This window comes from Pseudomonas delhiensis, from assembly GCF_900187975.1.
Taxonomy (GTDB): domain Bacteria; phylum Pseudomonadota; class Gammaproteobacteria; order Pseudomonadales; family Pseudomonadaceae; genus Pseudomonas; species Pseudomonas delhiensis.
Map to the genome: position 1 here is coordinate 242,099 of NZ_FZPC01000003.1, position 24,248 is coordinate 266,346.

A 24,248-nucleotide genomic window follows, 5' to 3' on the forward strand; every position below is an offset into this window, starting at 1 on the left:
ACTGGGCCAATGCGCGGCCCGGTTCAAGCCTTGGAGGGATGGCCGGCATTTCGGCCGGGGGGCGTAGGGCGGATAACGCCTACGGCGTTATCCGCCGTTTGGCCTTGGTTCCCGGTGGCCCCGGGGTTGACCTGGGCGTTGGCTGTGGCCTCGGTGCATTGGCGGATAACCGCGAACGGTTATGCGCCCTCATGGTGATGGGTATCGCTTCGCTCCACCCATCCTACGAGAAGCCATGCCTCCCGGCGGATTGTAGGAGCGCGCCCTGCGCGCGAAATCGCGGGCAGGGCCCGCTCCTACAGGGGAATGCCATGCCTCCCAGTAACCTGTAGGAGCGGACTCCGTCCGCGATCCGCGGCGGAAATGAAAACGCCGTTTCCCCCTGCGGAGGAAACGGCGCTTTCCCAAGGCGGGAACTCAGCCGCGGTGACGGCCGCGGAAGTAGTCGATCAGGCCCTGGGTGGAGGCGTCCTCGGCAGGGCTCTCCTCGCTGCCGACCAGGCGCCCGTAGACGGCCTTGCCCAGCTCCTTGCCCAGTTCCACGCCCCACTGGTCGAAGGCGTTGATGCCCCAGAGGATGCTCTGCACGTAGACCTTGTGCTCGTACATGGCGATCAGCGCGCCCAGGCGGCGGGCACTGATGCGTTCCAGCACCAGGGTGTTGCTCGGGCGGTTGCCGGGGATCACCTTGTGCGGCGCCAGGCGCTGCACCTCGGCCTCGTCCAGGCCCTTGGCGCGCAGCTCGGCCTCGGCCTCGGCGCGGGTCTTGCCCTGCATCAGCGCCTGGCTCTGCGACAGGCAGTTGGCGTACAGCCACTGGTGGTGGTCGGCCACCGGGTTGTAACTGGACACCGGGACGATGAAGTCCGCCGGGATCAGCTGGGTGCCCTGGTGCAGCAACTGGTGGTAGGCGTGCTGGCCGTTGCAGCCGACGCCGCCCCAGATCACCGGGCCGGTGCCGGCGCTGACCGGGGTGCCGTCCTGGCGCACGCTCTTGCCGTTGGACTCCATGTCCAGCTGCTGCAGGTGGTCGGTGATGTTCCGCAGGTAGTAGTCGTAGGGGAGGATGGCGTGGCTGCGGGCGCCCCAGAAGTCGCCGTACCAGACGCCGAGCAGGCCCAGCAGCACCGGGATGTTGCGGGCGAAGGGCGCGCTCTGGAAGTGCTGGTCCATGCTGTGGGCGCCGGACAGCAGTTCCTTGAAGTTGTTGATGCCCACCGACATGGCGATCGGCAGGCCGATGGCCGACCACAGCGAGTAGCGCCCGCCGACCCAGTCCCACATGGGGAAGACGTTCTCTTCGCGGATGCCGAAGGCCACCGCCGCTTCCTTGTTGCTGGAAACCGCGATGAAGTGGCGGTACAGCTCCGCCTCGTTGCCGCCCTGGGCCAGGTACCAGGCGCGCGCGGCCTGGGCGTTCTTCAGCGTCTCCAGGGTACCGAAGGACTTGGAGGAGACGATGAACAGGGTGGTCTCGGCGTTCAGCTTGCTGGTCAGCTCGCGGAACTCGCTGCCGTCGATGTTCGCCAGGTAGTGGCAGCGCACGCCCTTCTGGGCGAAGGGCAGCAGGGCCTCGGAGACCAGTTGCGGGCCGAGGAAGGAGCCGCCGATGCCGATGTTCACCACGTCGGTGATGGGCTTCTCGGTGTAGCCGCGCCACAGGCCGTTGTGCACGTAGGCGACCAGCTCGGTCATCTGGTGCAGCACGCGGTGCACTTCCGGCATCACGTCCACGCCGTCCACCAGCACCTTGTCGCCGATCGGCCGGCGCAGCGCGGTGTGCAGCACCGGGCGGCGCTCGGAGGCGTTGATCACCTCGCCGCGGAACATCGACTGGATGGCTTCGCCCAGCTGCGCCTCTTCCGCCAGCTTGACCAGCAGGCCGAGGGTGTCCTCGCGGATCAGGTTCTTCGAGAAGTCGAGGAACAGGCCGCAGGCGCTCAGGGAGAAGCGCTCGAAACGCTTCGGATCGCTGGCGAATGCCTGGCGCATGCTGAAGTCCTGCAGATCCTTGCGGTGCTCGGCCAGTGCCTGCCAGCTCTGCAGGCGGGTGGCATCCAGCGGGGTGAGGTGGTGTTCCATGCTGTACCTTCGGGGGTGTGACGTGCGTTGGAGCGTGAAAAAGCCCGGGGGTTCCGGGCTTTGACGGGTCAGGCGAGCTGCACCGGGATGGCGTTGCTGGTGTGGCTGAGCTGGTTGCCCGGGGCCATGTAGAGCATGCGCGGCTGGTAGTTGGCGAGCTCGGCGTCGCTGTACTGAGCATAAGCGCAGATGATCACCCGGTCACCCACCTTGGCCTTGTGCGCGGCGGCGCCGTTGACCGAGATCATCCGCGAGCCTTCCTCGCCGCGGATGGCGTAGGTGGTGAAGCGCTCGCCGTTGTCGACGTTGTAGATCTGGATCTGTTCGTACTCGCGGATACCGGCGAGGTCCAGCCACTCGCCATCGATGGCGCAGGAGCCTTCGTAGTCGAGGACGGCGTGGGTGACTTCGGCGCGGTGCAGCTTGGCCTTGAGCATGATGCTGTGCATGGCGGGCGCTCCTGTTGTGGTGGGGCTTGGCGCGAACGGCGGCAGAGTATGCCCAACCTGTTACCCGGCCTCAAGCCGCGCGCGGCGCGGCCTGGGGCAGGCAACGGCGGGTCAGTCGAGCTGCAGCGGCAGGTTGTCGATCAGGCGGGTGTTGCCGAGGAAGGCGGCGGCCAGGACCACCACCTGCTTGTCGCCGGCATTGGCCGGGCGCAGGCCCAGGGCCTCGCGGATCTCCAGGTAGTCCACGCGCAGGCCGGCGGCCTCGATCTGCCGGCGGCCTTCCTCCAGCAGCGCCGGGAAGTCGCGCGAGCCGCCGCGCAGGGCCTCGGCGAGCTGCCGGAGGGTGCGCTGGATGACCGGCGCGCGGGCGCGCTCGTCCTCGTTCAGGTAGCCGTTGCGCGAGGACAGCGCCAGGCCGTCCTCGGCGCGCACGGTGGGTTCGCCGAAGATCTGCACGGGGATGTTCAGGTCGCGCACCAGCTTGCGGATCACCGCCAGTTGCTGGAAGTCCTTCTCGCCGAACAGCGCCATGTCCGGCTGCACCATGTTCAGCAGCTTGCAGACCACGGTGGCGACGCCGTCGAAGTGGCCCGGGCGGCTGCCGCCGCACAGCCCCTCGGAAACGCCGGGCACGCTGACCTTGGTCTGGCCTTCCATGCCGTCGGGGTACATCTCTTCCACGCCCGGAGCGAACAGCAGGTGGCAGCCGGCTTCCAGCAGCCTGGCCTGGTCGGCGGCGAGGGTGCGCGGGTACTTGTCCAGGTCCTCGCTGGGGCCGAACTGCAGCGGGTTGACGAAGATGCTGGCGACCACGAAGTCGGCACGCTGGCCGGCCTTGGCCACCAGGGCGGCGTGGCCGGCGTGCAGGTTGCCCATGGTCGGCACCAGGGCGATGCGCTTGCCTTCGCCGCGGGCACGGGCGACGGCGGCGCGCAGTTCGCGGACGGTCTTGACGGTGTTCATGCGGAGAATCCGTGTTCGGGGCCGGGGAAGGAGCCGTCTTTCACGGCCTTGACGTAGGCGGCGAAGGCGCCCTGGATGCCGTCCTGGCCCTGCATGAAGTTCTTCACGAACTTGGGCGCGCGGCCGGACAGCGACAGGCCGAGCATGTCGTGCATCACCAGTACCTGGCCGTCGGTGCCGGGGCCTGCGCCTATGCCGATCACCGGGATCTTCACCGCCTCGCTGATTTCCTGGCCCAGGGCGCTGGGCACGCATTCCAGCAGCAGCATGGCGGCGCCGGCCTGCTCCAGGGCGATGGCGTCGGCGCGCAGCTGGCGGGCCTGGGTTTCCTGGCGGCCCTGGACCTTGAAGCCGCCGAACAGGTTGACCGACTGCGGGGTGAGGCCCAGGTGCGCGCACACCGGCACGCCCATCTGCGCCAGGCGCACGATGGGCTCGGCCAGCCAGGCGCCGCCTTCGAGCTTGACCATGTGGGCGCCGGCCTGCATGACCTTGACCGCGTCGTCCAGCAGGCGCTGCAGCGAGGTGCCGGAGGCGAAGGGCAGGTCGGTGACGATCATCGCGCCCTGGTTGCCGCGTTTCACGCAGGCGGTGTGATAGGCCATTTCCTCGACCGTGACCGGCAGCGTGCTGTCGTGGCCTTGCAGCACCATGCCGAGGGAGTCGCCGATCAGCAGCATCTCCGCTCCCGCGGCGCTGGCCGCCTGGGCGAAGGTGGCATCGTAGGCTGTGAGCATCGCGATCTTCTCGCCGCTTTGCTTCAGGCCTTGCAGGGTGGTCAGGGTGACATCAGGCATGAAAACGGTCCTCGTTGGGCCGGCTGGCGCCGGCGCGGGGCACCTATAGTCCGTATGGGGGGAAGCGAAGTCAATCGCAGGTGTTACCGGACTGTTACGGCGTTACCGCCAACTGGGGTGACGATCAGGATAGCCGTTCGAGGCCCGTGAATGGGCAATCCGCCAGCAGTTCCGACAGGCTGCGGCCGCCGGGCAGGCGCAGCTGCGGCGCCAGGTCCGCCAGGGGGTAGAGGACGAAGGCGCGGGCGTGCATGTGGTAGTGCGGCACGGTCAGGCGCGGCTCGTCGAGCTGGCGCTCGCCGAACAGCAGGATGTCCAGGTCGAGGGTGCGCGGGCCCCAGCGCTCGTCCTTGCGCACGCGGCCCTGTTCCAGCTCGATGGCCTGCAGGGCGTCGAGCAGGGCGAGGGGGGCGAGGTCGGTGTCCAGGGCGGCGACGGCGTTGACGTAGCGCGGCTGGTCCGGCGGGCCCAGCGGGTCGCTGATGTAGAAGGGCGAGACCGCGGCCACCGTGGTCTGCGGGATGGCCCGCAGGGCCTCGATGGCGGCGCGCAGCTGGCCCAGGGGATCGGAGAGGTTGCTGCCCAGGCCGAGGTAGACGCGCTCGCTCACTCGTTGCCAGCCCCCTCGCTGCGCGGGCCACGGCGCCGGCGGTTGCCAGCGCCGCGGCGGCGCTTGCGCGGGGCGGCGCCGTCGTCCTGGCTGGCCGCCAGATTGCGGATCATGCCGCGGCGTTCGCCGTCGCTGGCGTCCTGGTAGTCCGTCCACCAGTCGCCGAGGCCGCCGGTTTCCTCGCCGGCGCTCTCGCGCAGCAGCAGGAAGTCGTAGCCGGCGCGGAAGCGCGGGTTTTCCAGCAGCAGGTCGGCGCGCTTGCCCTGGCGTCGCGGCAGGCGTTCCTGCATGTCCCAGATCTCGCGGATCGGGATGGTGAAGCGCTTGGGCACGGCGGTGCGCTGGCACTGCTCGCTGATCAGTTCGTGGGCGGCTTCCTGCATCGCCGGGATCGGCGGCATGCCTCGCTCCTGCAGTTGCGCCACGCGCGCCGGCAGGGCCGGCCAGAGCAGGGCGGCGAAGAGGAAGGCGGGGGTGACCGGCTTGCCCTGGTGGATGCGCGCATCGGTGTTGGCCAGGGCCTGGCGGATCAGCTTGCCGGTGTAGTCCGGGTCGCGGGCCAGGGCCTTGGCGCTGGCCGGGAACAGCGGGGCGAACAGCTCGTATTCGAGCAGCAGCTCGAAGGTGCGCTCGCCGCGGCCGCTGAGGAACAGCTTGAGCACTTCGTCGAACAGCCGCGCCGAGGGAATCTCGCGCAGCGCCGGCGCCAGCTTGCGGATGGGCGCGGCGCTGTGTTTCTCGATCTCGAAGTCCAGCTTGGCGGCGAAGCGCACCGCGCGCAGCATGCGCACCGGGTCCTCGAGGTAGCGCTGCTCGGGGTCGCCGATCAGGCGCACCAGGCGGTTGCGGATGTCGTGCACGCCGTGGGCGTAGTCGAGGATGCGCTCGTCGCTGCAGTCGAAGTACAGGGCGTTGATGGTGAAGTCGCGGCGCTGGGCGTCGTCTTCCAGGGTGCCGTAGACATTGTCGCGCAGGATGCGCCCGGCCTCGTTGCGCGAGGCCTGGTTGCTGTCGCCTTCGCCTTCTTCCTGCGGGTGGTGGGCACGGAAGGTGGCCACCTCGATGATCTCGCGGCCGAAATGCACGTGCACCAGCTTGAAGCGCCGGCCGATGACCCGCGCGTTGCGGAATTCGGCACGGACCTGCTCGGGGGTGGCGCTGGTGGCCACGTCGAAGTCCTTGGGGGTGATGCCCAGCAACTGGTCGCGGACGCCGCCACCGACGATGTAGGCCTGGTATCCCGCCTTCTGCAGCCGGTCCACCACGCTCACCGCATGCCGGCTGAACTGCTCGCGACGCAGCGGATGCTGGTTGCTGCCGACGATTTCCGGGGTGGTGCGGACTGCGCGCTTGCGGCGCAAGGGAGAGCGAAGGGAGGAGATCAGCTTTTTCAGCATGGAGGCACTATTGACAGGTTGGGGTGGATTGCGTCGCGCAACGCAGCGTGCCCTGGCCGGCGATCGCAGTCGGCGGGCAGCCCATCATGCTTGAAAAGCATGGTCAGCGGAAACAATCGTCAGTAAATCTGATGCGTTGTGTGTCCGAATGGGCTCGGATTCTAGCATCGGGGGGCGGGAGATAGGGAACGGGGAACAGCGAAGGGAGCAGGGGAGAGCGAGGAAAGCTACTGGGGGAGCCGAAGCTCCCCCCCAAGTAGGTGCGTGCTTTGTTCTTGTTATGATGCCGGGCTTGTTGTTTTTGTTTGTAGACCCGTCCTCGAGGCCAGTCGCTTCGAGGTATTCCCATTCGGGATCGACAAGAGCAAACGGATTGCTTTGGTCGCTGAGTGAGCAGTGATCTTTCGATCCAACCGATTCCGCCGCTGCCTCGAGGCAGTTTTATTGTTCTTCGATCGGTTGCGGGATTTCTCCCACCAGCTACTCTCCTCCAAAAGAATCAGTTAGCTGCGCCTCCGCGATTTTGTTTTTGTTGTGCTGGAGTCGTTACGTGTTGTTTTTGTTCTGTGGTTTCGTGCTTGTTATTGTTGTTGTACCAATAACAAAGCAGATGCCGTGCCAACTTTTGAGAATCCTTATTTTTCAAGGGTTTAGCTGTAGGAAGGGGTTTCGGGCAGGCACAAAAAAGCCGGGTTATCGTTACCGATGAACCCGGCTTTTGTTACGCGGGATGTCCGCGGTAACAGCCGCGCCCCACTCAGGAGTCGGCCGAGGCCCCCGATTTGCGCCGCGGAATGCCCAGGCGCTGGCGCCGTTCCCACAGGCATTTGCGGCTGATGCCCAGCTTGCGGGCCAGTTCGGTCTCGGTCATGTGGTCCTGGTGCTCGAGGACGAAATGCTGGAAGTAGTCCTCCAGCGACAGGTCCTCGGTGGGCTCGTGGTTGTTGGCCGCCACGGCGCTGCGCATCTCCGCCTCGTCGACGAAGTCGTCCTCCAGGTCGTCCAGCTCGATGTCGATGCCCAGCAGGTCGGCGGGGATTTCCTGGCCCTCGCTGAGGATCACCGCGCGCTCGATGGCATTCTCCAGCTCGCGCACGTTACCCGGCCACGGGTAGTGGCGGATGGCCTGCTCGGCCTCGTGGGAGAAGCTCAGCGGGACGCGCCCCATCTGCGAGCACTGGCGCGCCAGGAAGGCGCGGGCGATCTCCATCACGTCGGTGCCGCGCTCACGCAGCGGCGGCAGTTTCAGCGAGATGACGTGCAGGCGGTAATAGAGGTCTTCGCGGAACTGGCCGGTCTTGGCCAGCATCTTCAGGTCGCGGTGGGTGGCGGCGATCAGGCGCACGTCGACCTTCTGCGACTGCACCGAGCCGACGCGGCGGATCTCGCCTTCCTGCAGCACGCGCAGCAGGCGGGCCTGGGCCTCCAGCGGCAGTTCGCCGATCTCGTCGAGGAACAGGGTGCCGCCGTCGGCGGCTTCCACCAGGCCGGCGCGGCCGGCGCTGGCACCGGTGAAGGCGCCCTTCTCGTGGCCGAACAGTTCGGATTCGATCAGGGTTTCCGGGATGGCCGCGCAGTTCACCGAGATCAGCGGCGCCTTGGTGCGCTTGGACAGGTTGTGCAGGGCGCGCGCCACCAGTTCCTTGCCGGTGCCCGACTCGCCCTGGATGAGGACGTTGGAGTCGGTGGGGGCGACCTTGCGGATCTTCGAATAGAGCTCGAGCATCGGCGGGCAGGAGCCGATGATGCCGATCTCGCCGTCGGCCGGGGCGGCGTTGCCGTTACCGCGCTCGCCCGCGGGGCGGGCGTTGCCCCGTGCCTCGGCAGTGGCGCCGCGGCCTTCCTGGCGGTCCTTGAGGATACGCGCCACGGCCTGGAGCATCTCGTCGTGGTCGAAGGGCTTGGCGATGTAGTCCACCGCGCCCATCTTCATCGAGTCGACCGCCGAGCGCAGGCTGGCGTAGCTGGTCATGATCAGCACCGGGGTGCCCTGGGCCAGCTTGATCAGTTCGGTGCCGGGGGCGCCGGGCAGGCGCAGGTCGCTGACGATCATGTCGAAGGACGGGATGCTGTAGCGCTCCTGGGCCTCCTGGACCGAGCCGGCCTCGCTGACCTGGTACTGGTTGCGCTCGAGCAACCGTCGCAGGGCGGAACGGATGATGGTTTCGTCTTCGACGATGAGGATATGTGCCATGTATTCAGCTCTCTCGACGTGCTCGTCTACTGCTCGGCCGTCGGGCCAGGATGCCGCGGCAAGGTCACGCGGATGCGGGTGCCGCATTCGCGTTCCGGATCGGCCGGGCTGTCGATGGTGATCTGCCCATAATGCTCTTCCACGATCGAATAGACCAGTGCGAGGCCCAGGCCGGTCCCCTTGCCGGGGTCCTTGGTGGTGAAGAAGGGCTCGAACAGGCGGTCGATGATGGACTTGGGAATGCCGCTGCCCTCGTCTTCGACGATGAGGTCGACGGTGTTCTCCGAGGCTTCGCTGCGCACCCGTATGGCGCCACCGGGGGGGGAGGCGTCGCGGGCGTTGGACAGCAGGTTGATGAGTACCTGGGCCAGGCGCTGGGCATCGCCCTCCACCCAGTGGTCCGGGTCGCACAGGTTGAAGAACTGCACTTCGACGCTGCGCCGGTTCAACGATAGCAAACTGATGGCTTCCTGGGTGACATCGGCCAGGCACACCGGCTCGGCGGCCACCTGCTTGCCGCCGGCGTGGGCGAAGCTCATCAGCGACTGGACGATGCGTGAGACGCGCTTGGTCTGCTCGAGGATCTGCCCGCTGATCTCGGTCAGCTCGCCGTCGCCCTCGCGTTCCTCGCGCAGGTTCTGCGCCAGGCAGGCGATGCCGGTGATGGGGTTGCCGATCTCGTGGGCCACGCCGGCGGCCAGGCGGCCGATGGAGGCCAGGCGCTCGGAGTGGATCAGCTTGTCTTCCAGGGACTGCGTCTCGGTGAGGTCCTCGACCAGCAGGACCAGGCCGCTGTTGCCCGGCGCCAGGGGTTCCTCGATGGCTGCCTTGTGCAGGTTCAGCCAGCGCGTCTGGCCGTCGATCGCCAGGCGCTGCTTGTGCAGGTGCTGGTCGGGGGCCTCGATGAAGCCTTCCAGCAGGCCCTTCCAGGGTTCCGGCAGGGCCGACAGGCGCGAGCCCACCACGCGCTGCGCGGGCACCCCGGTGAGGTCCTCGATGGCGCGGTTCCACATCAGCACTTCCTGGTCCTTGGCCAGCGAGCACACGCCCATCGGCAGGTCCTGCAGGGTCTGGCGGTGGTAGCGGCGCAGGGCGTCCAGCTCGGCGGCCAGGCCGGTGAGCCGCGAGTGGTAGTCCTCCAGGCGGCTCTCGATGAAGTGGATGTCCTCGGTGACGTAGCTCTCGCTGTTGGCCTTGTAGGGCAGGAAGGTCTCGACCATGTCCTGGGCCACGCTTGGGCCCATCAACCCGGAGAGGTTGGCCTCGATGCGGTCGCGCAGGCGGCGCAGGGCGTAGGGGCGGCGCTCGTCGAAGGGCAGGTGCAGGTCGCGCAGGGCCTGTTCCACTTCCTTCTGCGCGGTCTTGGCGCCCAGCGGCCTGGCCAGCTGGCTGGCGAACTCCTGGGGCGAGACGGCGAGCAGTTCGCGGCGCTGCGGGCGGCGCACGTTGTCCACCGCGCAGGCTTCGGCGGCGCCCTTCTCCTCGTCGCTGGGCTCGCTGAACAGCGACACCAGGGTGAACACCAGCACGTTGGCCGCCAGCGAGGCGAGGGCGGCCAGGTGCCAGCTGGCCTCGTCGAGCACGTACAGCGAGTCGAACAGCGGGATGTGCAGGCTCTGCACGTTGCCCATCAGCGGCACCAGCATGGTGGCGCACCACACCAGCATGCCGGCCACCAGCCCGGCGATGAAGCCGCGGCGGTTGGCGGCCGGCCAGTAGAGCACCGAGAGCGCGCCGGGGAGGAACTGCAGGGTGGCGACGAAGGAGACGATGCCCAGGTTCGACAGTTCCTGCTCGGAGCCCAGCAGCAGGTAGAAGCCGTAGCCCAGCAGGATGATGGTGGCGATCAGCGCCCGCCGCGTCCATTTCAGCCAGCGGTAGATGTTGCCCTCGGCCGGCGGCTGGTACAGCGGCAGCACGAGGTGGTTGAGGACCATGCCCGACAGCGCCAGGGTCATCACGATGATCAGCCCGCTGGCCGCCGAGATGCCGCCGATGAAGGCGGCCAGCGCCAGGGCCGGGCTGTCCACCGCCATGCCCAGGCCGAGGGTGAAGTATTCCGGGTTGGTCGAGGCGCCCAGGTGCAGGCCGGCCCAGAGGATCGGCGGCACCGCCAGGCTCATCGGCAGCAGGAACAGCGGCAGGCCCCAGCTGGCGCTGAGCAGGGCGCGCGGGTTGAGGTTCTCGGTGAAGGTCATGTGGTACATGTGCGGCATGACGATGGCCGAGGCGAAGAACACCAGCAGCAGGGTGCGCCAGGGGCCCTCGGCCAGCGGCGTGTGCAGGGTGCTCAGGGCCTCCTGGTTCTGCAGCAGCCAGACCTCCAGGCCGTCGGGGCCGCCGAACACGCCGTAGAGGGCGAACAGGCCGATGGAGCCCAGGGCGACCAGCTTGACCAGCGACTCGAAGGCGATGGCCATCACCAGCCCCTCGTGGCGCTCGCGGGTGGCGATGTGGCGGGCGCCGAAGAGGATGGCGAACAGGGTGATCAGCGCGCAGAACGCCAGCGCCGCGCTGTTGGCGTCGGCGCCGTGGGTCAGCAGGCTGATCGAGTTGGTCACCGCCTCGATCTGCAGGGCCAGCATCGGCAGCACGCCGATCAGCATGAACAGCGTGGTCAGCGCGCCGGCCCAGGTGCTGCGGAAGCGGAAGGCGAACAGGTCGGCCAGCGACGACAGCTGGTAGGCGCGGGTGATGCGCAGGATCGGGTAGAGCAGCACCGGGGCCAGCAGGAAGGCCCCGGACACCCCAAGGTAGATGGCCAGGAAGCCGTAGCCGTACTGGTAGGCCAGGCCGACGGTGCCGTAGAAGGCCCAGGCGCTGGCGTAGACGCCCAGCGACAGGGTGTACACCAGCGGGTGGCGCACCAGGCGGCGCGGCACGTAGCCGCGCTCGGTGATCCAGGCGACACCGAACAGGGTGGTCAGGTAGACGGCGCTGATCAGGATCAGCTGGGTGAGGCTAAAGCTCGTCAGCATCGCGCTGGCTCTGCAGGATGAAGGTCACGACTATGAGAATCAGCCACAGCAGGTAAGGGCGATACCAGGCGCCGTTGGGGTCGATCCACCAGTCCATGATGGCGGGCGAGAACAGGTAGATGCCCACGACCAGGAGCAGCACCAGTCGGTAGATGTACATGTCATGCCTCTCGTTGTGCGGACGGCAGGCTACAGGCAGCCGATGGGCGCCTGCAAGCCGGGGCGCATGGCCCCACCCTCCATCTTAGAGCCGGGCGTCTTCCAGCGTCAGCACGCGGGGGATGCGCGTGGCGTCCCAGTGCGCCACGCCCCAGGCCAGCACCTCGGCCGGGGTGGCGCCGGCCAGTTCCGCCGGCGCGGCGTGGCCCAGGGCCCCGAGGGCGCGCAGCAGCAGCGGTGCGGCCTGCTCGGCGGCCAGCGGCGGCGAGCGATAGGACTTGCCCAGCTTGTGGCCGTCGGGCTGAACGATCAGCGGCACGTGCAGGTAGCGCGTGTGGGCCGCCCCGAGCAACTCCTGCAGGTACAGCTGGCGCGGGGTGTTGTCCAGCAGGTCGGCGCCGCGGACGATGTCGGTCATGCCCTGCCAGGCGTCGTCCAGCACCACCGCCAACTGGTAGGCGTAGAGGCCGTCGCGGCGGCGGATGACGAAGTCGCCCACCTCGCGGCCCAGGTGCTGGCGGAACTCGCCCTGGACGCGGTCGACGAAGGCGTATTCCAGTTCCGGCACGCGGATGCGGATGGCGACGTCGCCGTGCCAGTCGTGCCCGGCGTCGCGGCAGGTGCCGGGGTAGATGCCGCCGCTGCCTTCGAGCTGCTTGCGCGAGCAGGTGCAGGCATAGGCCAGGCCGCTGCGCAGCCACTGCTGGACCACCGCCGCGTAGGCGTCGCCGCGCTCGCTCTGGCGTACGACCGGGCCATCCCACTCGAAGCCGTAGCGTTCCAGTGTCTGCAGGATGGCGGCCTGGGCCCCGGGCATTTCCCGCGGCGGGTCGAGGTCTTCCATGCGCACCAGCCAGCGGCCGCCGGCGGCGCGGGCGTCCAGGTAGGAGGCGACGGCGGCGACCAGCGAGCCGAAGTGCAGGTAGCCGCTGGGGGTGGGGGCGAAACGGCCGATGTAGCGGGAATCGGGCATGGCGCAGGCTGGGGGTCGGGAGGCGGGGCGCCGCACGAACGCGACGGGGCGCCTAGGCGCCCCGTTCGCGAAAAGCCGCAGGCGTCAGGAGCCGAGCTGCTTTTCCTTGATTTCCGCGAGGGTCTTGCAATCGATGCAGAGGGTCGCGGTGGGGCGGGCTTCCAGGCGGCGGATACCGATCTCCACGCCGCAGGAGTCGCACCAGCCGTAGTCGTTGTCTTCGATCAGTTGCAGTGTCTCGTCGATCTTCTTGATCAGCTTGCGTTCGCGGTCGCGGGCGCGCAGTTCGAGGCTGAACTCCTCTTCCTGGCTGGCGCGGTCCGCCGGGTCCGGGAAGTTGGCCGCTTCGTCCTGCATGTGGTGCACGGTGCGATCGACTTCTTCCATCAGCTCAACTTTCCACTTGTTGAGGATGGCGGTGAAGTGGGCGCGCATGCGCTCGCTCATGTACTCCTCGCCCTTGGTTTCCTGGTAGGGCTCGAAGCCACGAATCAGTTGGCTGCTCTGCTGTTTTGCATTGGTGGGCATGTGTGGCCGCCTCTCACTCTCGCTAATCCTGTCGCGGATGGTCCCTCTCCGGCACCGCCGGCCCCGCGCTCGCAAGCGGGCGAACTTACCAGATCGATAATCGTGATGCTACTCCCGGTTGTCGAGCCTGCTGCCACCCGCTGATGGCTTGGTTAGAATCGCCTCTTCGTCGCAAAGTTCGGTATTTCCCATGGTTTCTTCCTTCAGTGCCCGCAGCCGCGCCATCGAACCTTTCCACGTCATGGCGTTGCTGGCGCGAGCCAACGAGCTGCAGGCCGCCGGCCACGACGTCATCCACCTGGAGATCGGCGAGCCGGACTTCAGCACCGCCGCGCCCATCGTCGCCGCCGGCCAGGCCGCACTGGCCGCCGGCCATACCCGCTACACCGCGGCCCGCGGCCTGCCGCAGCTGCGCGAGGCCATCGCCGGGTTCTACGCCTCGCGCTACCGCCTGGCCATCGACCCCGAGCGCATCCTGGTCACCCCGGGCGGTTCCGGCGCCCTGCTGTTGGCCAGCAGCCTGCTGGTCGACCCGGGCCGCCACTGGCTGCTGGCCGATCCCGGCTACCCGTGCAACCGTCACTTCCTGCGCCTGGTGGAGGGCGCCGCGCAACTGGTGCCGGTGGGCCCGCAGAGCCGTTACCAGCTCACCCCGGAGCTGGTGAACGCGCACTGGAATCAGGACAGTGTAGGCGCTTTGCTGGCATCGCCGGCGAATCCTACGGGCACTTTGCTGCACAAGGATGAACTGGCCGCGTTGTCGCAGGCCCTCAAGGCCCGTGGCGGGCACCTGGTGGTGGACGAGATCTACCACGGCCTGACCTACGGCGTGGATGCCAGCAGCGTGCTGGAAGTGGACGACGAGGCCTTCGTCCTCAACAGTTTCTCCAAGTATTTCGGCATGACCGGCTGGCGCCTCGGCTGGCTGGTGGCGCCGCCGGAGGCGGTGGGCGAGCTGGAGAAGCTGGCGCAGAACCTCTATATCAGCGCCCCGAGCATGGCCCAGTACGCCGCGCTGGCCTGCTTCGAGGAGGGCACCCTGGCCATCCTCGAACAACGCCGCGCCGAGTTCGCCCGCCGCCGCGACTACCTGCTGCCGGCCCTGCGCGACCTGGGCTTCGGCATCGCCGTGGAGCCGGAGGGGGCCTTCTACCTGTACGCCGACATCAGCGCCTTCGGCGGCGACGCCTACCGCTTCTGCCAGCACTTCATCGAGACCGAGCACGTGGCCTTCACCCCGGGCGTGGACTTCGGCCGCTACCAGGCCGACCACCACGTGCGCTTCGCCTATACCCAGAGCCTGGAACGCCTGGAGCAGGCGGTGGAGCGGATCGCCCGCGGCCTGAAGAGCTGGCGGCCCTGATGCGCTTCGCTCCGGAACTGGAGGAGGCGCGCCTGCTGCGCCGCTACAAGCGCTTCCTCGCCGATATCGAGACGCCCACCGGCGAGCAGTTGACCATCCACTGCCCGAACACCGGCTCCATGCTCAACTGCATGAGCGAGGGCTGCCGGGTGTGGTTCAGCCGTTCCTCCGACCCCAAGCGCAAGCTGCCCGGCACCTGGGAGCTGAGCGAGACGCCCCAGGGGCGCCTGGCCTGCGTCAACACCGGGCGCGCCAACCGCCTGGTGGAGGAGGCCCTGCTGGCCGGCAGCGTCGCCGAACTGGCCGGTTTCGCCGGGCTGCGCCGGGAAGTCGCCTATGGCGTGGAGAACAGCCGCGCGGACTTCCGCCTGGACTTCGCCGGCGGGCCGGCGTTCGTCGAGGTGAAGAGCGTCACCCTGGGCTTCGACGCCACGCCGGTGGCGGCCTTCCCCGACGCCGTGACCGCCCGCGGGGCCAAGCACCTGCGCGAGCTGGCGGCCCTGGCCCGCGCGGGCACCCGCGCGGTGCTGCTGTATTGCGTGAACCTGTCCGGCATCGAGGCGGTGCGCCCGGCGGAGGAGATCGACCCGGCCTATGCCGCCGCGCTGCGCGAGGCGCGCGACGCCGGCGTGGAGATGCTGGCCTATGGTGCCGATATCGACGTCAGCGAAATCCGCCTGAGCCGGCCGCTGCGCATCGAGTTGTAGGTCTTTCAGTCATCCTCGGGCAGGCTTATCCACAGGCCCCGCTCGTCCTCGCGGCAAGTCAGGCTGTCGAGCGCCTCGCCCAGGCAGGGGCCCTGGATGCATTCGCCGGATTCGACGAGGAAGAGCGCGCCGTGATGGGCGCACTGCAGCAGGCCGCCGCTGGCGTCGAGGAAGCGGTCGGCCTCCCACTCCAGGGGCACGCCGCGGTGCGGGCAGCGGTTGCGGTAGGCGTACACGCGGCCCTGGCGGCGCACGGCGAAGACCTTCAGGCCTTCCACCTGGAAGCCGCGGCTGCGGCCCTCGGCCAGTTCGCCCGGATGGCAGAGCAGGATCACCGCGGCGCTCCCGGCGCCGACAGCAGGGCGCGTGGCGCCCCCTGGCGACGGGATAGGGTGCACGTCCTTGTGCTGAAGCCGGTCAGATCTCCCAGATCAGGTTGGCCGCCGCATAGCGGCCGGGCTGGGTGTAACGGTCCAGGCTGGAGCTGTTCTCGGTGAGGCCGCGTACGTCGCCCCATTGCCAGTACTTCTTGTCGGTGAGGTTGAACAGGCCGGCGTTGAGGGTCACGCCGTCGGTGATCCGCACCCAGCCGCTGAGGTCGAGCAGACCGTAGCCGCCGGGCTTGAATTGGCTGGGGACTTCGTTGTCGTCGATGCGCTGCTTGGCCTGCACCAGGGTCCAGGTCAGCTCGCTGCCGAAACGTCCGCCGGGCGCATCATACCCCAAACCGAACACGCCCTTGAGCGGGTCGACGCTGTTGATCGGTTCGCCGGTTTCCTCGTCCTTGCCCCGTGCATAGGACACGGCGCCACGCAGGCGGGTGCCCTCGGGCAGGCCGGCGGCCAGGTGCAGGTCGAGGTCGCCGCGGGCCTCGGCGCCGCGGATGGTGACCTTGTCCAGGTTGGTGTACTGGTAGGTCAGGCGGCCGTTGCCGGTGGGGTCGTTGGGCAGGGTGACCTGCTCGATGAAGTCGTCGTAGCGGTTGTAGAAGAGGGCGATGCCGAAGCTGCCCATGGCGTACTTGCCGCGCAGGCCGAGTTCATAGCTGTCGCTGGTTTCCGGCTTGAGGTCGGTGTTGGCGATGGTCTGGTAGCCGATGGCGGTGTTGACGAACTCGCCGAAGATGTCCACCGGCTCGGGCGCGCGGAAGCCGGCGGCGTACTGCCCGTAGACGCTGTGGTGGTCGTCGATGCGGTAGGTCACGCCGAACTTGGGCGACAGCGCGTGATCGCTGAAGTTGGACGGGGCGGTGTCCAGCGGGTTGCTGTTGAGGTAGCGCTGGCTGACCTCCGGGCGCATCTCGTAGTAGTCATAGCGCAGGCCCGGCAGCAGGGTCCAGCGGCCGATGTCGATGCTGTCCTGGATGAACGCCGCGTATTCGTGGGTGACCGGATCGGGGAAGTCGCTGAGCGGGAAGGTTTCGCTGCCGAAGGCTGGCGGTACCGGTTGGCCATTGCTCTGGAAGGTCTCGCCGCCCTTGCGCAGGTCGCTGCTTTCCAGGCGCTTGAGGTCGAAGCCGTAGATCAGGTGGTGCTGGGTGTCGGCCAGGGCGAAGCGCTTGTCCAGCTGACTGTTCAGGCCCCAGAGTGTTTCCTGGTATTTCGAATCCCGCACGCGATCGCGCAGGCGGCCGCCGCTGAAGCGTTCCTGGTAGGTCTGCTGGCGGATCTGGCTGTCCTGGTAGTTGAGCTGCCATTGCACCTGGTCGGCCAGCGCGCTGTCGAGCTGGAAGCGGTGCTGCAGGCTGATGCGCTCGCGGTCGGTGCTGTCGGTGGCATCGGAGATGCGGGTGGCGCCGGTGGCGCTGTACTCGTTGAGCAGGCGGGTGTCGGCGTCGTCGGCATAGCGCTCGTAGGCCAGCTGCAGGCGGCTGCCCTCGGCGTAGTCCCAGCCGACCTTGGCCAGCAGGTTGTCGGTGCCGAAGTCCACCGGGTTGGCCTCGCCACGGGTGGCGCCGGTACCGCCCTGGCCGCCGAAGGTCTCGGTGTCGTGGCCGTCGCGGCGGCTGATGGTCAGCAGGCCGTCCAGCGGGCCCTGGCGCCCGGCGAAGGTGGCGCTGCCCAGCCAGCTGTCGTCGGAGCCGTCGTAGCCGGTCTTGAAGCGGGCGTAGAAGTCCTTGCCGTCCTCCAGGTAGTCCGCGGCGTCCTTGGTCAGGAAGCTCACCGCGCCGCCCAGGGCGTCGCTGCCGTACAGCGAGCTGGCCGGGCCGCGGAGTATCTCGACGCGTTTCACGGTGTCCAGATCGATGTAGTTGCGCCGCGCGTCCATGAAGGGGCCGAAGGCGAAGGCGCCGGGCACGCCGACGCCGTCCACCTGGGTCAGCACGCGGTTGCCGCCTATGCCGCGGATGGTGAAGCCCGACAGGCCGAAGCGGCTGCCGCTGCCGCTCACCGACACGCCGGGCTCGTAGCGCACCAGCTGCTTGATGTCGTTGGCGTTGTTGCGGTCGATGTCCTGCTCGGTCTGCACGCTCACGGTGCTGGGCACCGCATCCACGGGTTGCTCGCTGCGCGTCGCGGTGACCGTGGTCTCGCCGAGGGAAACCGCATTGTTCGCGAGGGCGAGTGAGGGGCTCAGCAACAACAGGGCCAGCCAGTGGCGGCGGGCGAACGGGGGCGTGATCGACATGGGGTACCTGTTTTTTTCTTGGAAGTGGCAGATGGCAAATGGCCGTTGGCAGAAGGCGGCGCAGACCATAATGCCTCTCAAATCTAAATGCAAATTATTATCAAATAGATTTATTAAATCCGTTGTGGCACAGTTCGTCGGTGCCGCCGCGATGCGGCAGGTCTCCCTGTGAACGAGGACTTCTGCGATGACTACCCTTTCCGCGCCGGCTTCCGAGCTGTACCGCGCCTGGCAGGCGCTGCGCGCCGAGAAACCGCGTCTGCGCGCCCGTGATGCGGCGCAACGCCTGGATGTGAGCGAGGCCGAACTGACCGCCAGCCGCCTCGGCGTCGATGCCGTGCGCCTGCGCCCGGAGTGGGCCGCGCTGCTGCCGGCCCTCGGCGAGCTGGGCCCGATCATGGCGCTGACGCGCAACGAGCACTGCGTGCACGAGCGCAAGGGGCCGTACCGGGAAGTCACCGTATCGGCCAACGGGCAGATGGGCCTGGTGGTGTCCCCGGACATCGACCTGCGCCTGTTCCTCGGCGGCTGGGACAGCGTGTTCGCCGTCAGCGAGGAAACCGCCCACGGCACCCAGCGCAGCATCCAGGTGTTCGACCGCCAGGGCACCGCGGTGCACAAGGTGTTCCTCACCGAGCACAGCGAAGTCGCCGCCTGGGCGCCGCTGGTGGAACGCTTCCGCGCCGAGGAGCAGAGCGAGCGCCTGGAGCTGCGCCCGGCCGAGGCCAAGGCCGCGCCGCTGGCCGATGACGCGATCGACGTCGCCTCCCTGCGCGAGGGCTGGGCGGCGCTGAAGGACACCCACCACTTCTTCGCCCTGCTGAAGAAGCACAAGGCCGCGCGCACCCAGGCGCTGCGCCTGGCCGGCCGCGAGTGGGCCGAGCCGCTGGACGTGGCCGGGCTGCCGCGCCTGCTGGAGGCGGCCAGCGCATCCCGCCTGCCGATCATGATCTTCGTCGGCAACGCCCACTGCATCCAGATCCACACCGGCACCGTGGACAACCTGAAGTGGCTGGACGACTGGTTCAACGTGCTGGACCCGCAGTTCAACCTGCACCTGAAGACCACCGGCGTGCGCGAGCTGTGGCGCGTGCGCAAGCCGAGCAGCGACGGCATCGTCACCAGCTGGGAGGCCTTCGACGCCGAGGGCGAGCTGGTCCTGCAGGTGTTCGGCGCGCGCAAGCCGGGTGTGCCGGAACTGGAAGAATGGCGTAGCCTCGCCGAATCCTTCACGGCCATCTGAGGAGGCAACCATGACTGCGCGTCCCCTGCTGGCCGGGCTGTTCGCCGGGCTGTGCCTCGCCGCCACCGGCGCCATCGCCGACACCCTGCCCAAGCGCTGGGTGAGCGCCGGCGGCTCGCTGAGCGAGTGGGTGGTGGCCCTGGGCGGCGAGCCCCGCCTGGTCGGCGTCGACACCACCAGCCTGCACCCGGCCAGCCTCAAGGCGCTGCCGAAGATCGGCTACCAGCGCCAACTGGCGGCCGAAGGCATCCTGGCGCTGAAGCCGGACATCCTCCTCGGCAGCGAGGAGATGGGGCCGCCGCCGGTACTGCAACAACTACGCGCCGCCGGGGTGCGGATCGAGACCCTGTCGGCCAAGGCCGATGAGCAGACCGTGCACGACAACCTGCTACGCCTGGGCGAACTGCTGGGTACGCCCGAGCAGGCCGGGAAGATGGCGGCGGACTTCCGGGCGCGCCTGGCGGCGCAGCAGGCCTGGGTGGGCAAGGCCCAGGCCGGCCAGGCCGCGCCGGGCGTGCTGCTGCTGATCGGCAACGCCGGCGGCAGCCTGCTGGTGGCCGGGCAGGACACCGCCGGCGACTGGATGATCCAGCACGCCGGCGGGCGCAACCTGGCCAGCCACAAGGGCTACAAGGCGCTTTCCGGCGAGGCCCTGACCGCCCTCGACCCGCAGGTGGTGGTGCTGGCCGACCGCAGCCTGGACGGCGACAAGGCGCGCGAGGCGCTGATGCGCCAGAACCCCGGGCTGGCCGCCACCCGGGCGGCGCGCGAGGCCCGCGTGCTGCTGCTCGACCCGACGCTGCTGGTCGGCGGCCTCGGCCCGCGTATTCCGGACGCATTGGCCAGCCTCTCCCAAGCCTTTTATCCTTCCGCGCAGGCCCTGAACCCGGAAGGTCGTCCTTGACTGCGAAGCACGCTGCCCGACCGCTGTTCCTGCTCCTTGGTTTCCTCCTGCTGCTGGTCCTCTGGCTGTCACTGGCCCTGGGGCCGGTCAGCCTGCCGCTGGGCGACACGCTGCGGGCGCTGGCGCGCCTGGCCGGGCTGCCGGTGTCCGCCGACGATCTCGGCCAGGCCGAACTGATCGTCGGGCAGATCCGCCTGCCGCGCACCCTGCTGGGCGTCGCCACCGGCGGGGTGCTGGCGCTGGCCGGGGTGGCCATGCAGGGGCTGTTCCGCAACCCGCTGGCCGACCCCGGGCTGATCGGCGTGTCCAGCGGCGCCGCGCTGGGCGCCGCCATCGCCATCGTCTTCGGCGCCTCCCTCGGCGGCCTGCCGGAAGCCTTCGCGCCCTACCTGCTGTCCGCCTGCGCCTTCGCCGGCGGCCTGCTGGTGACCGCGCTGGTCTACCGCCTCGGCCGCCACAACGGCCAGACCAGCGTGGCCACCATGCTGCTAGCCGGCATCGCCCTCACCGCGCTGGCCGGCGCGCTGATCGGCCTGTTCACCTACCTGGCCGACGACGCCACGCTGCGCACCCTGACCTTCTGGAACCTCGGCAGCCTCAATGGCGCCAGCTACCCGCGGCTGTGGCCGCTGCTGCTGGTCACGCTGCTGGTGGCCTGCTGGCTGCCGCGCCGGGTGGACGCGCTCAACGCGCTGCTGCTGGGCGAGTCCGAGGCGCGCCACCTGGGCTTCGACGTCGAGCGCCTGAAGGTCGAACTGATCCTCTGTACGGCACTGGGCGTTGGCGCCGCGGTAGCCGCGGCCGGGCTGATCGGCTTCATCGGCCTGGTGGTGCCGCACCTGCTGCGCCTGATCGTCGGCCCCGATCACCGGGTGCTGCTGCCGGCCTCGATGTTCGGCGGCGCCATCCTGCTGCTGCTCGCCGACCTGGTGGCGCGCCTGGCGCTGGCGCCGGCGGAGCTGCCGATCGGCATCGTCACGGCGCTGATCGGCGCGCCCTTCTTCCTTTACCTGCTGATCCGGGGGCGTTCCTGATGCTGGCGGCGGAAAACCTGACGGTGAAGCGCGGCCAGCAGGTCGTGCTGCAGGGCGTGAGCCTGGCGCTGCAGCCGGGCGAGGTGCTCGGCGTGCTGGGGCCCAACGGCGCGGGCAAGAGCACCCTGCTGGGGGCGCTGAACGGCGAGCTGCCACTGGCCAGCGGTAGCGTGAGCCTCGACGGCCGCGCGCTGGAGCAATGGCAGGGCACGGCGCGGGCACGGCGCTTGGCGGTGCTGCCGCAATCCTCGTCGCTGAATTTCGCCTTCAGCGTCGAATCCGTGGTGGGCTTCGGCCGCCTGCCCCACGACAGCGGCCGCCAGCGCGACGCCGAGATCATCGCCGAGGCCATGGCCGCGGCCGACGCCTCGCACCTGGCCGGGCGCAGCTACCTGGCGCTGTCCGGTGGCGAGCGCCAGCGCGTGCACCTGGCGCGGGTCCTGGCGCAGTTGTGGCCGGGCGGCGCGGAACAGGTGCTGCTGCTGGATGAGCCGACCTCGGCGCTGGACCCCCTGCACCAGCACACCACCCTGCAGGCCGTGCGCGAATTCGCCGGCCGCGGCGCCGCGGTGCTGGTCATCCTGCATGACCTCAACCTCGCGGCGCGCTACTGTGACCGCCTGCTCCTGCTGCACGACGGCCGCCCGCATCTGTTCGGCACGCCGGACGAGGTGCTGCGCGCGGAACCGCTGCGCCAGGTGTTCGGCCTGGACGTGCTGGTGCAGCGCCATCCCGAGCGCGGCCATCCGCTGATCGTTGCCCGTTGAAAGGAGTTCACGTGAAATACCTGCTGATTCCCCTGGTGGCGCTGCTGGCGGCCTGCCAGAGCCTGCCTTCCGCACCGCCCCTGCCGACCTGGCAGAGCCCCGAAGGCCGCGACAATGCCGAGTTGGGTGTCATCCGCGACCTGCGCAGCGGCCAGGCGCTGACTCCGGAACAACTGCTCGAACGCCTGGAGGCTGCGCCCCGCGTACTGGTCGGCGAGCAGCACGACAACCCCGACCACCACGCCCTGGAGCTGTGGCTGGTGCGCGCCCTGGCCCAGCGCCGCGAGCAGGGCAGCGTGCTGCTGGAAATGCTCAACCCCAACCAGCAGCAACGGGCGACGGCGGCCCAGGCGGCCAGCGCCGCCGGCAAGCCGCCGCAGGACCTGTACGCCGCGCTGGCCTGGCAGCCGGGCTGGGACTGGTCGCTCTACGGCCCGCTGGTGTCCTGGCTGGTCAAGCAACCGGCGCCGTTGCTGGCGGCCAACCTGGACCGCGGCGAGATCAAGCGCATCTACGGCGAACAGCCGGCCCTCGCCGGTACCCGCTCGACGGCCGAGGACGTGCGCCGGGTGCTGCTCGACGACATCCGCGAGTCCCACTGCGGCCTGCTGCCGGAAAGCCAGATGCCGGCCATGCTGGCGGTGCAGCAGCAACGCGACCGGCGCATGGCCGAGCGGCTGAAGGCGGCGCCCGCGCCCGCCGTGCTGATCGCCGGCGGCTTCCACGTCCGCCGCGACCTGGGCGTGCCGCTGCACCTGGAAGACCTGGGGGCGGGGGAGGGCACGCAGGTGCTGATGCTGGCCGAGGTGGGCAAGACGGTCTCCGCGCAACAGGCCGACTACGCCTGGTACACGCCGGCGCTGCCGCCGCAGGATCATTGCGCGAAGTTGCGTTGATGCGGGCATAGCCTGAGGTGCGAGCTCCTCTTTTGTAGGAGCGAGCTTGCTCGCGAAGGGTGCTCTACCGGAGGCTTCGGTGCCTGTTCTGAAGAACGCCCTCTCCCCAGCCCTCTCCCTTCAGGGAGAGGGCTGGGGAGAGGGAGCGGAATACCACCGAAACACCAACGCAGCTGGGAGCGCTGTTCGCAAGCAAGCCCGCTCCCACGAAAAGCCACCCAAACGCCAGGCAAAAAAAGACCCGGCGATGAGCCGGGTCGAAACCGTGATTAGCCTGATGAGGAGATAATCTGATCGTCCGACTGCGGTGGCCGCTCAGCTTACCGACTGGCCTCGCGACCAGTTGAGTTAATAATAACAATTATCATTCGCGAGTCAACGCTTTTTTCATCGCTCCGGCATTTCCCGGCGAACGGTCATGGGGAGGGGCGCCTGGAAAAATCGCGGGCAAAAAAAAGACCCGGCGGTGAGCCGGGTCTAAAACCGTGATTAGCCTGATGAGGAGATAATCTGATCGTCCGACTGCGAGTAGGGCTCTCAGCTTACCCGCCGACCTCGCGGCCAGCTGTGGTAATAATAACTATTATCATTTGTGAGTCAACAGCATTTCGCAAAAAAATTCCGCCATGCAGAAACGACGAAGCCCGGCGCATGGCCGGGCTTCGTCCTGGGGCTTCGGCTGGCGCTAGCCGGCGCCGAGCTGCAGGCGCAGCTGGGTGACCTCGCGGTTGAGCAGGTCGATGCGCCGCGCCATGCCCTCGATCAGGCTGTGGGCGATGCGCGGGTTGCTCTGCATCAGGCTGAGGAACTGGTCCTTGGGGATCACCATCACGGTGCAGGGCTCGCTGGCGACCACGCTGGCGCTGCGCTTCTCGCCGGTGAACACGGCCATGGCGCCGAAGATCTCGTCCTTCTGCACGTCGCCGACCTTCTGCCCGTCGACGAAGGCTTCGGCATGGCCCTCGATGATGATGAACACGTGCTCGGCATCATCGCCCTGCTGGATCAACTGGTCGCCGGCGGCGAAGTGGCGGAAGCCGGTGGAGGGGCGGATGTCCGGCTGCTTGAGGTGCGCCAGGGCATCGGAAAGCAGCGCGGTGTGGCCGATCAGGTAGTGCAGGAACAGCTCCTGGCGCTGCTCGTCGGCGTGGATGTGGTGGAACACGTCGCTGCGCGAGTAGGGGATCAGGCACAGCGGCTCGTCGCTGGTGTAGCGGCACGGCGGCAGGTCGATGCCCTGGCGCAGGCCCACCAGGTCGCCCTCCTGCAGGTAGAACAGCGGGCGTTCGTCGACCAGCGCGTGGAGCAGGCCGTTCTCGATCAGGAACAACTGCTGGTTGGGCAGCTCGGCCGCCAGGTCGTCGGTACGTTCCAGGCGGATGGGCTCCGCGCAGGGGGCTAGGCCGGAAAGCAGCTGGGCGGGAATCCCCTGCAGGCGGCTGATCAGCTGGTCGGCGTATGCCGGTTGTTCACCGAGTAGGTACATGGGCCGTGATTCCTTGGACGGACGTTGGCGGTCGAGGCGCACGAAGGGCCCTGAAACGATAGGGTTCTGGCCCGCTGCCGTAAATCATTT

21 protein-coding genes are annotated in these 24,248 nt (G+C 68.5%); 7 read left to right on the top strand and 14 right to left on the bottom strand.

Annotated features, from left to right (window positions below):
- Positions 1-417 precede the first annotated feature (417 nt).
- From pgi to dksA, 11 genes are all read right to left on the bottom strand, one after another.
- The gene (gene pgi / locus CHC02_RS04200; RefSeq protein WP_089390251.1) at positions 418-2,082 is read right to left on the bottom strand and encodes a glucose-6-phosphate isomerase; all 1,665 of its coding nucleotides are present in this window, start codon (positions 2,080-2,082) and stop codon (positions 418-420) included.
- Between the two features lie 68 nt (positions 2,083-2,150).
- On the bottom strand, positions 2,151-2,531 hold the full coding sequence (panD, locus tag CHC02_RS04205) for an aspartate 1-decarboxylase (protein WP_009613020.1): 381 nt from the start codon (positions 2,529-2,531) through the stop codon (positions 2,151-2,153).
- A gap of 111 nt (positions 2,532-2,642) precedes the next feature.
- On the bottom strand, positions 2,643-3,494 hold the full coding sequence (gene panC / locus CHC02_RS04210) for a pantoate--beta-alanine ligase (protein WP_089390252.1): 852 nt from the start codon (positions 3,492-3,494) through the stop codon (positions 2,643-2,645).
- On the bottom strand, positions 3,491-4,291 hold the full coding sequence (panB, locus tag CHC02_RS04215; RefSeq protein ID WP_089390253.1) for a 3-methyl-2-oxobutanoate hydroxymethyltransferase: 801 nt from the start codon (positions 4,289-4,291) through the stop codon (positions 3,491-3,493). The genes panC and panB overlap by 4 nt, the downstream gene beginning before the upstream one ends.
- A 124-nt stretch (positions 4,292-4,415) precedes the next feature.
- Positions 4,416-4,901, bottom strand: coding sequence for a 2-amino-4-hydroxy-6-hydroxymethyldihydropteridine diphosphokinase (folK, locus tag CHC02_RS04220; RefSeq protein WP_089390254.1), 486 nt, complete (start codon positions 4,899-4,901; stop codon positions 4,416-4,418).
- Positions 4,898-6,298 carry a polynucleotide adenylyltransferase PcnB gene (locus CHC02_RS04225; protein WP_089390255.1) on the bottom strand — a complete coding sequence of 467 codons (1,401 nt, stop codon included), beginning with the start codon at positions 6,296-6,298 and terminating at the stop codon, positions 4,898-4,900. The genes folK and CHC02_RS04225 overlap by 4 nt, the downstream gene beginning before the upstream one ends.
- Before the next feature lie 757 nt (positions 6,299-7,055).
- Positions 7,056-8,492 carry a sigma-54-dependent transcriptional regulator gene (locus CHC02_RS04230; protein ID WP_089390256.1) on the bottom strand — a complete coding sequence of 479 codons (1,437 nt, stop codon included), beginning with the start codon at positions 8,490-8,492 and terminating at the stop codon, positions 7,056-7,058.
- 26 nt (positions 8,493-8,518) lie between these two features.
- Positions 8,519-11,470, bottom strand: coding sequence for a sensor histidine kinase (locus CHC02_RS04235; RefSeq protein WP_089390257.1), 2,952 nt, complete (start codon positions 11,468-11,470; stop codon positions 8,519-8,521).
- Positions 11,454-11,630: a hypothetical protein gene (locus tag CHC02_RS04240; RefSeq protein ID WP_003095129.1), complete on the bottom strand. Its 177-nt coding sequence runs from the start codon at positions 11,628-11,630 to the stop codon at positions 11,454-11,456. The genes CHC02_RS04235 and CHC02_RS04240 overlap by 17 nt, the downstream gene beginning before the upstream one ends.
- Positions 11,631-11,714: 84 nt before the next feature.
- Complete coding sequence (gluQRS, locus tag CHC02_RS04245) at positions 11,715-12,602, bottom strand: tRNA glutamyl-Q(34) synthetase GluQRS (RefSeq protein ID WP_089390258.1); 888 nt, start codon at positions 12,600-12,602, stop codon at positions 11,715-11,717.
- Positions 12,603-12,686: 84 nt separating this feature from the next.
- On the bottom strand, positions 12,687-13,130 hold the full coding sequence (gene dksA, locus CHC02_RS04250) for an RNA polymerase-binding protein DksA (RefSeq protein WP_089390259.1): 444 nt from the start codon (positions 13,128-13,130) through the stop codon (positions 12,687-12,689).
- Between the two features lie 190 nt (positions 13,131-13,320).
- On the opposite strand from dksA, the gene CHC02_RS04255 reads away from it, so the two are divergent.
- Entirely contained in the window at positions 13,321-14,493 is a 1,173-nt protein-coding gene (locus CHC02_RS04255) for a pyridoxal phosphate-dependent aminotransferase (protein WP_089390260.1), read from the top strand.
- Positions 14,493-15,200, top strand: a complete 708-nt coding sequence (sfsA, locus tag CHC02_RS04260; protein ID WP_089390261.1) for a DNA/RNA nuclease SfsA — start codon at positions 14,493-14,495, stop codon at positions 15,198-15,200. The genes CHC02_RS04255 and sfsA overlap by 1 nt, the downstream gene beginning before the upstream one ends.
- Positions 15,201-15,205: 5 nt before the next feature.
- Here the strand turns inward: sfsA and CHC02_RS04265 are convergent, their stop codons facing one another.
- Both CHC02_RS04265 and CHC02_RS04270 read right to left on the bottom strand, forming a co-directional pair.
- Positions 15,206-15,535 (bottom strand): Rieske (2Fe-2S) protein, encoded by a 330-nt coding sequence (locus tag CHC02_RS04265; RefSeq protein ID WP_089390262.1) that lies wholly within the window; start codon positions 15,533-15,535, stop codon positions 15,206-15,208.
- Between the two features lie 82 nt (positions 15,536-15,617).
- Positions 15,618-17,828, bottom strand: coding sequence for a TonB-dependent hemoglobin/transferrin/lactoferrin family receptor (locus CHC02_RS04270; RefSeq protein WP_089390263.1), 2,211 nt, complete (start codon positions 17,826-17,828; stop codon positions 15,618-15,620).
- A gap of 187 nt (positions 17,829-18,015) precedes the next feature.
- Here CHC02_RS04270 and CHC02_RS04275 point away from each other — a divergent pair, with 187 nt between their 5' ends.
- Genes CHC02_RS04275 through CHC02_RS04295 form a run of 5 tightly spaced genes read left to right on the top strand, consistent with a single transcriptional unit; the run spans position 18,016 to position 22,672 of the window.
- Entirely contained in the window at positions 18,016-19,071 is a 1,056-nt protein-coding gene (locus tag CHC02_RS04275; protein ID WP_089390264.1) for a hemin-degrading factor, read from the top strand.
- 10 nt (positions 19,072-19,081) lie between these two features.
- Entirely contained in the window at positions 19,082-19,975 is an 894-nt protein-coding gene (locus CHC02_RS04280; RefSeq protein WP_089390265.1) for a heme/hemin ABC transporter substrate-binding protein, read from the top strand.
- A gap of 50 nt (positions 19,976-20,025) precedes the next feature.
- Positions 20,026-21,009, top strand: a complete 984-nt coding sequence (locus CHC02_RS04285; protein WP_089390288.1) for a FecCD family ABC transporter permease — start codon at positions 20,026-20,028, stop codon at positions 21,007-21,009.
- Positions 21,009-21,776 carry a heme ABC transporter ATP-binding protein gene (locus CHC02_RS04290; protein ID WP_089390266.1) on the top strand — a complete coding sequence of 256 codons (768 nt, stop codon included), beginning with the start codon at positions 21,009-21,011 and terminating at the stop codon, positions 21,774-21,776. The genes CHC02_RS04285 and CHC02_RS04290 overlap by 1 nt, the downstream gene beginning before the upstream one ends.
- A gap of 11 nt (positions 21,777-21,787) precedes the next feature.
- Positions 21,788-22,672: a ChaN family lipoprotein gene (locus tag CHC02_RS04295; RefSeq protein WP_089390267.1), complete on the top strand. Its 885-nt coding sequence runs from the start codon at positions 21,788-21,790 to the stop codon at positions 22,670-22,672.
- Positions 22,673-23,357: 685 nt separating this feature from the next.
- Here the strand turns inward: CHC02_RS04295 and CHC02_RS04300 are convergent.
- Positions 23,358-24,158, bottom strand: a complete 801-nt coding sequence (locus CHC02_RS04300; RefSeq protein ID WP_089390268.1) for a Crp/Fnr family transcriptional regulator — start codon at positions 24,156-24,158, stop codon at positions 23,358-23,360.
- Positions 24,159-24,248: the final 90 nt, after the last annotated feature.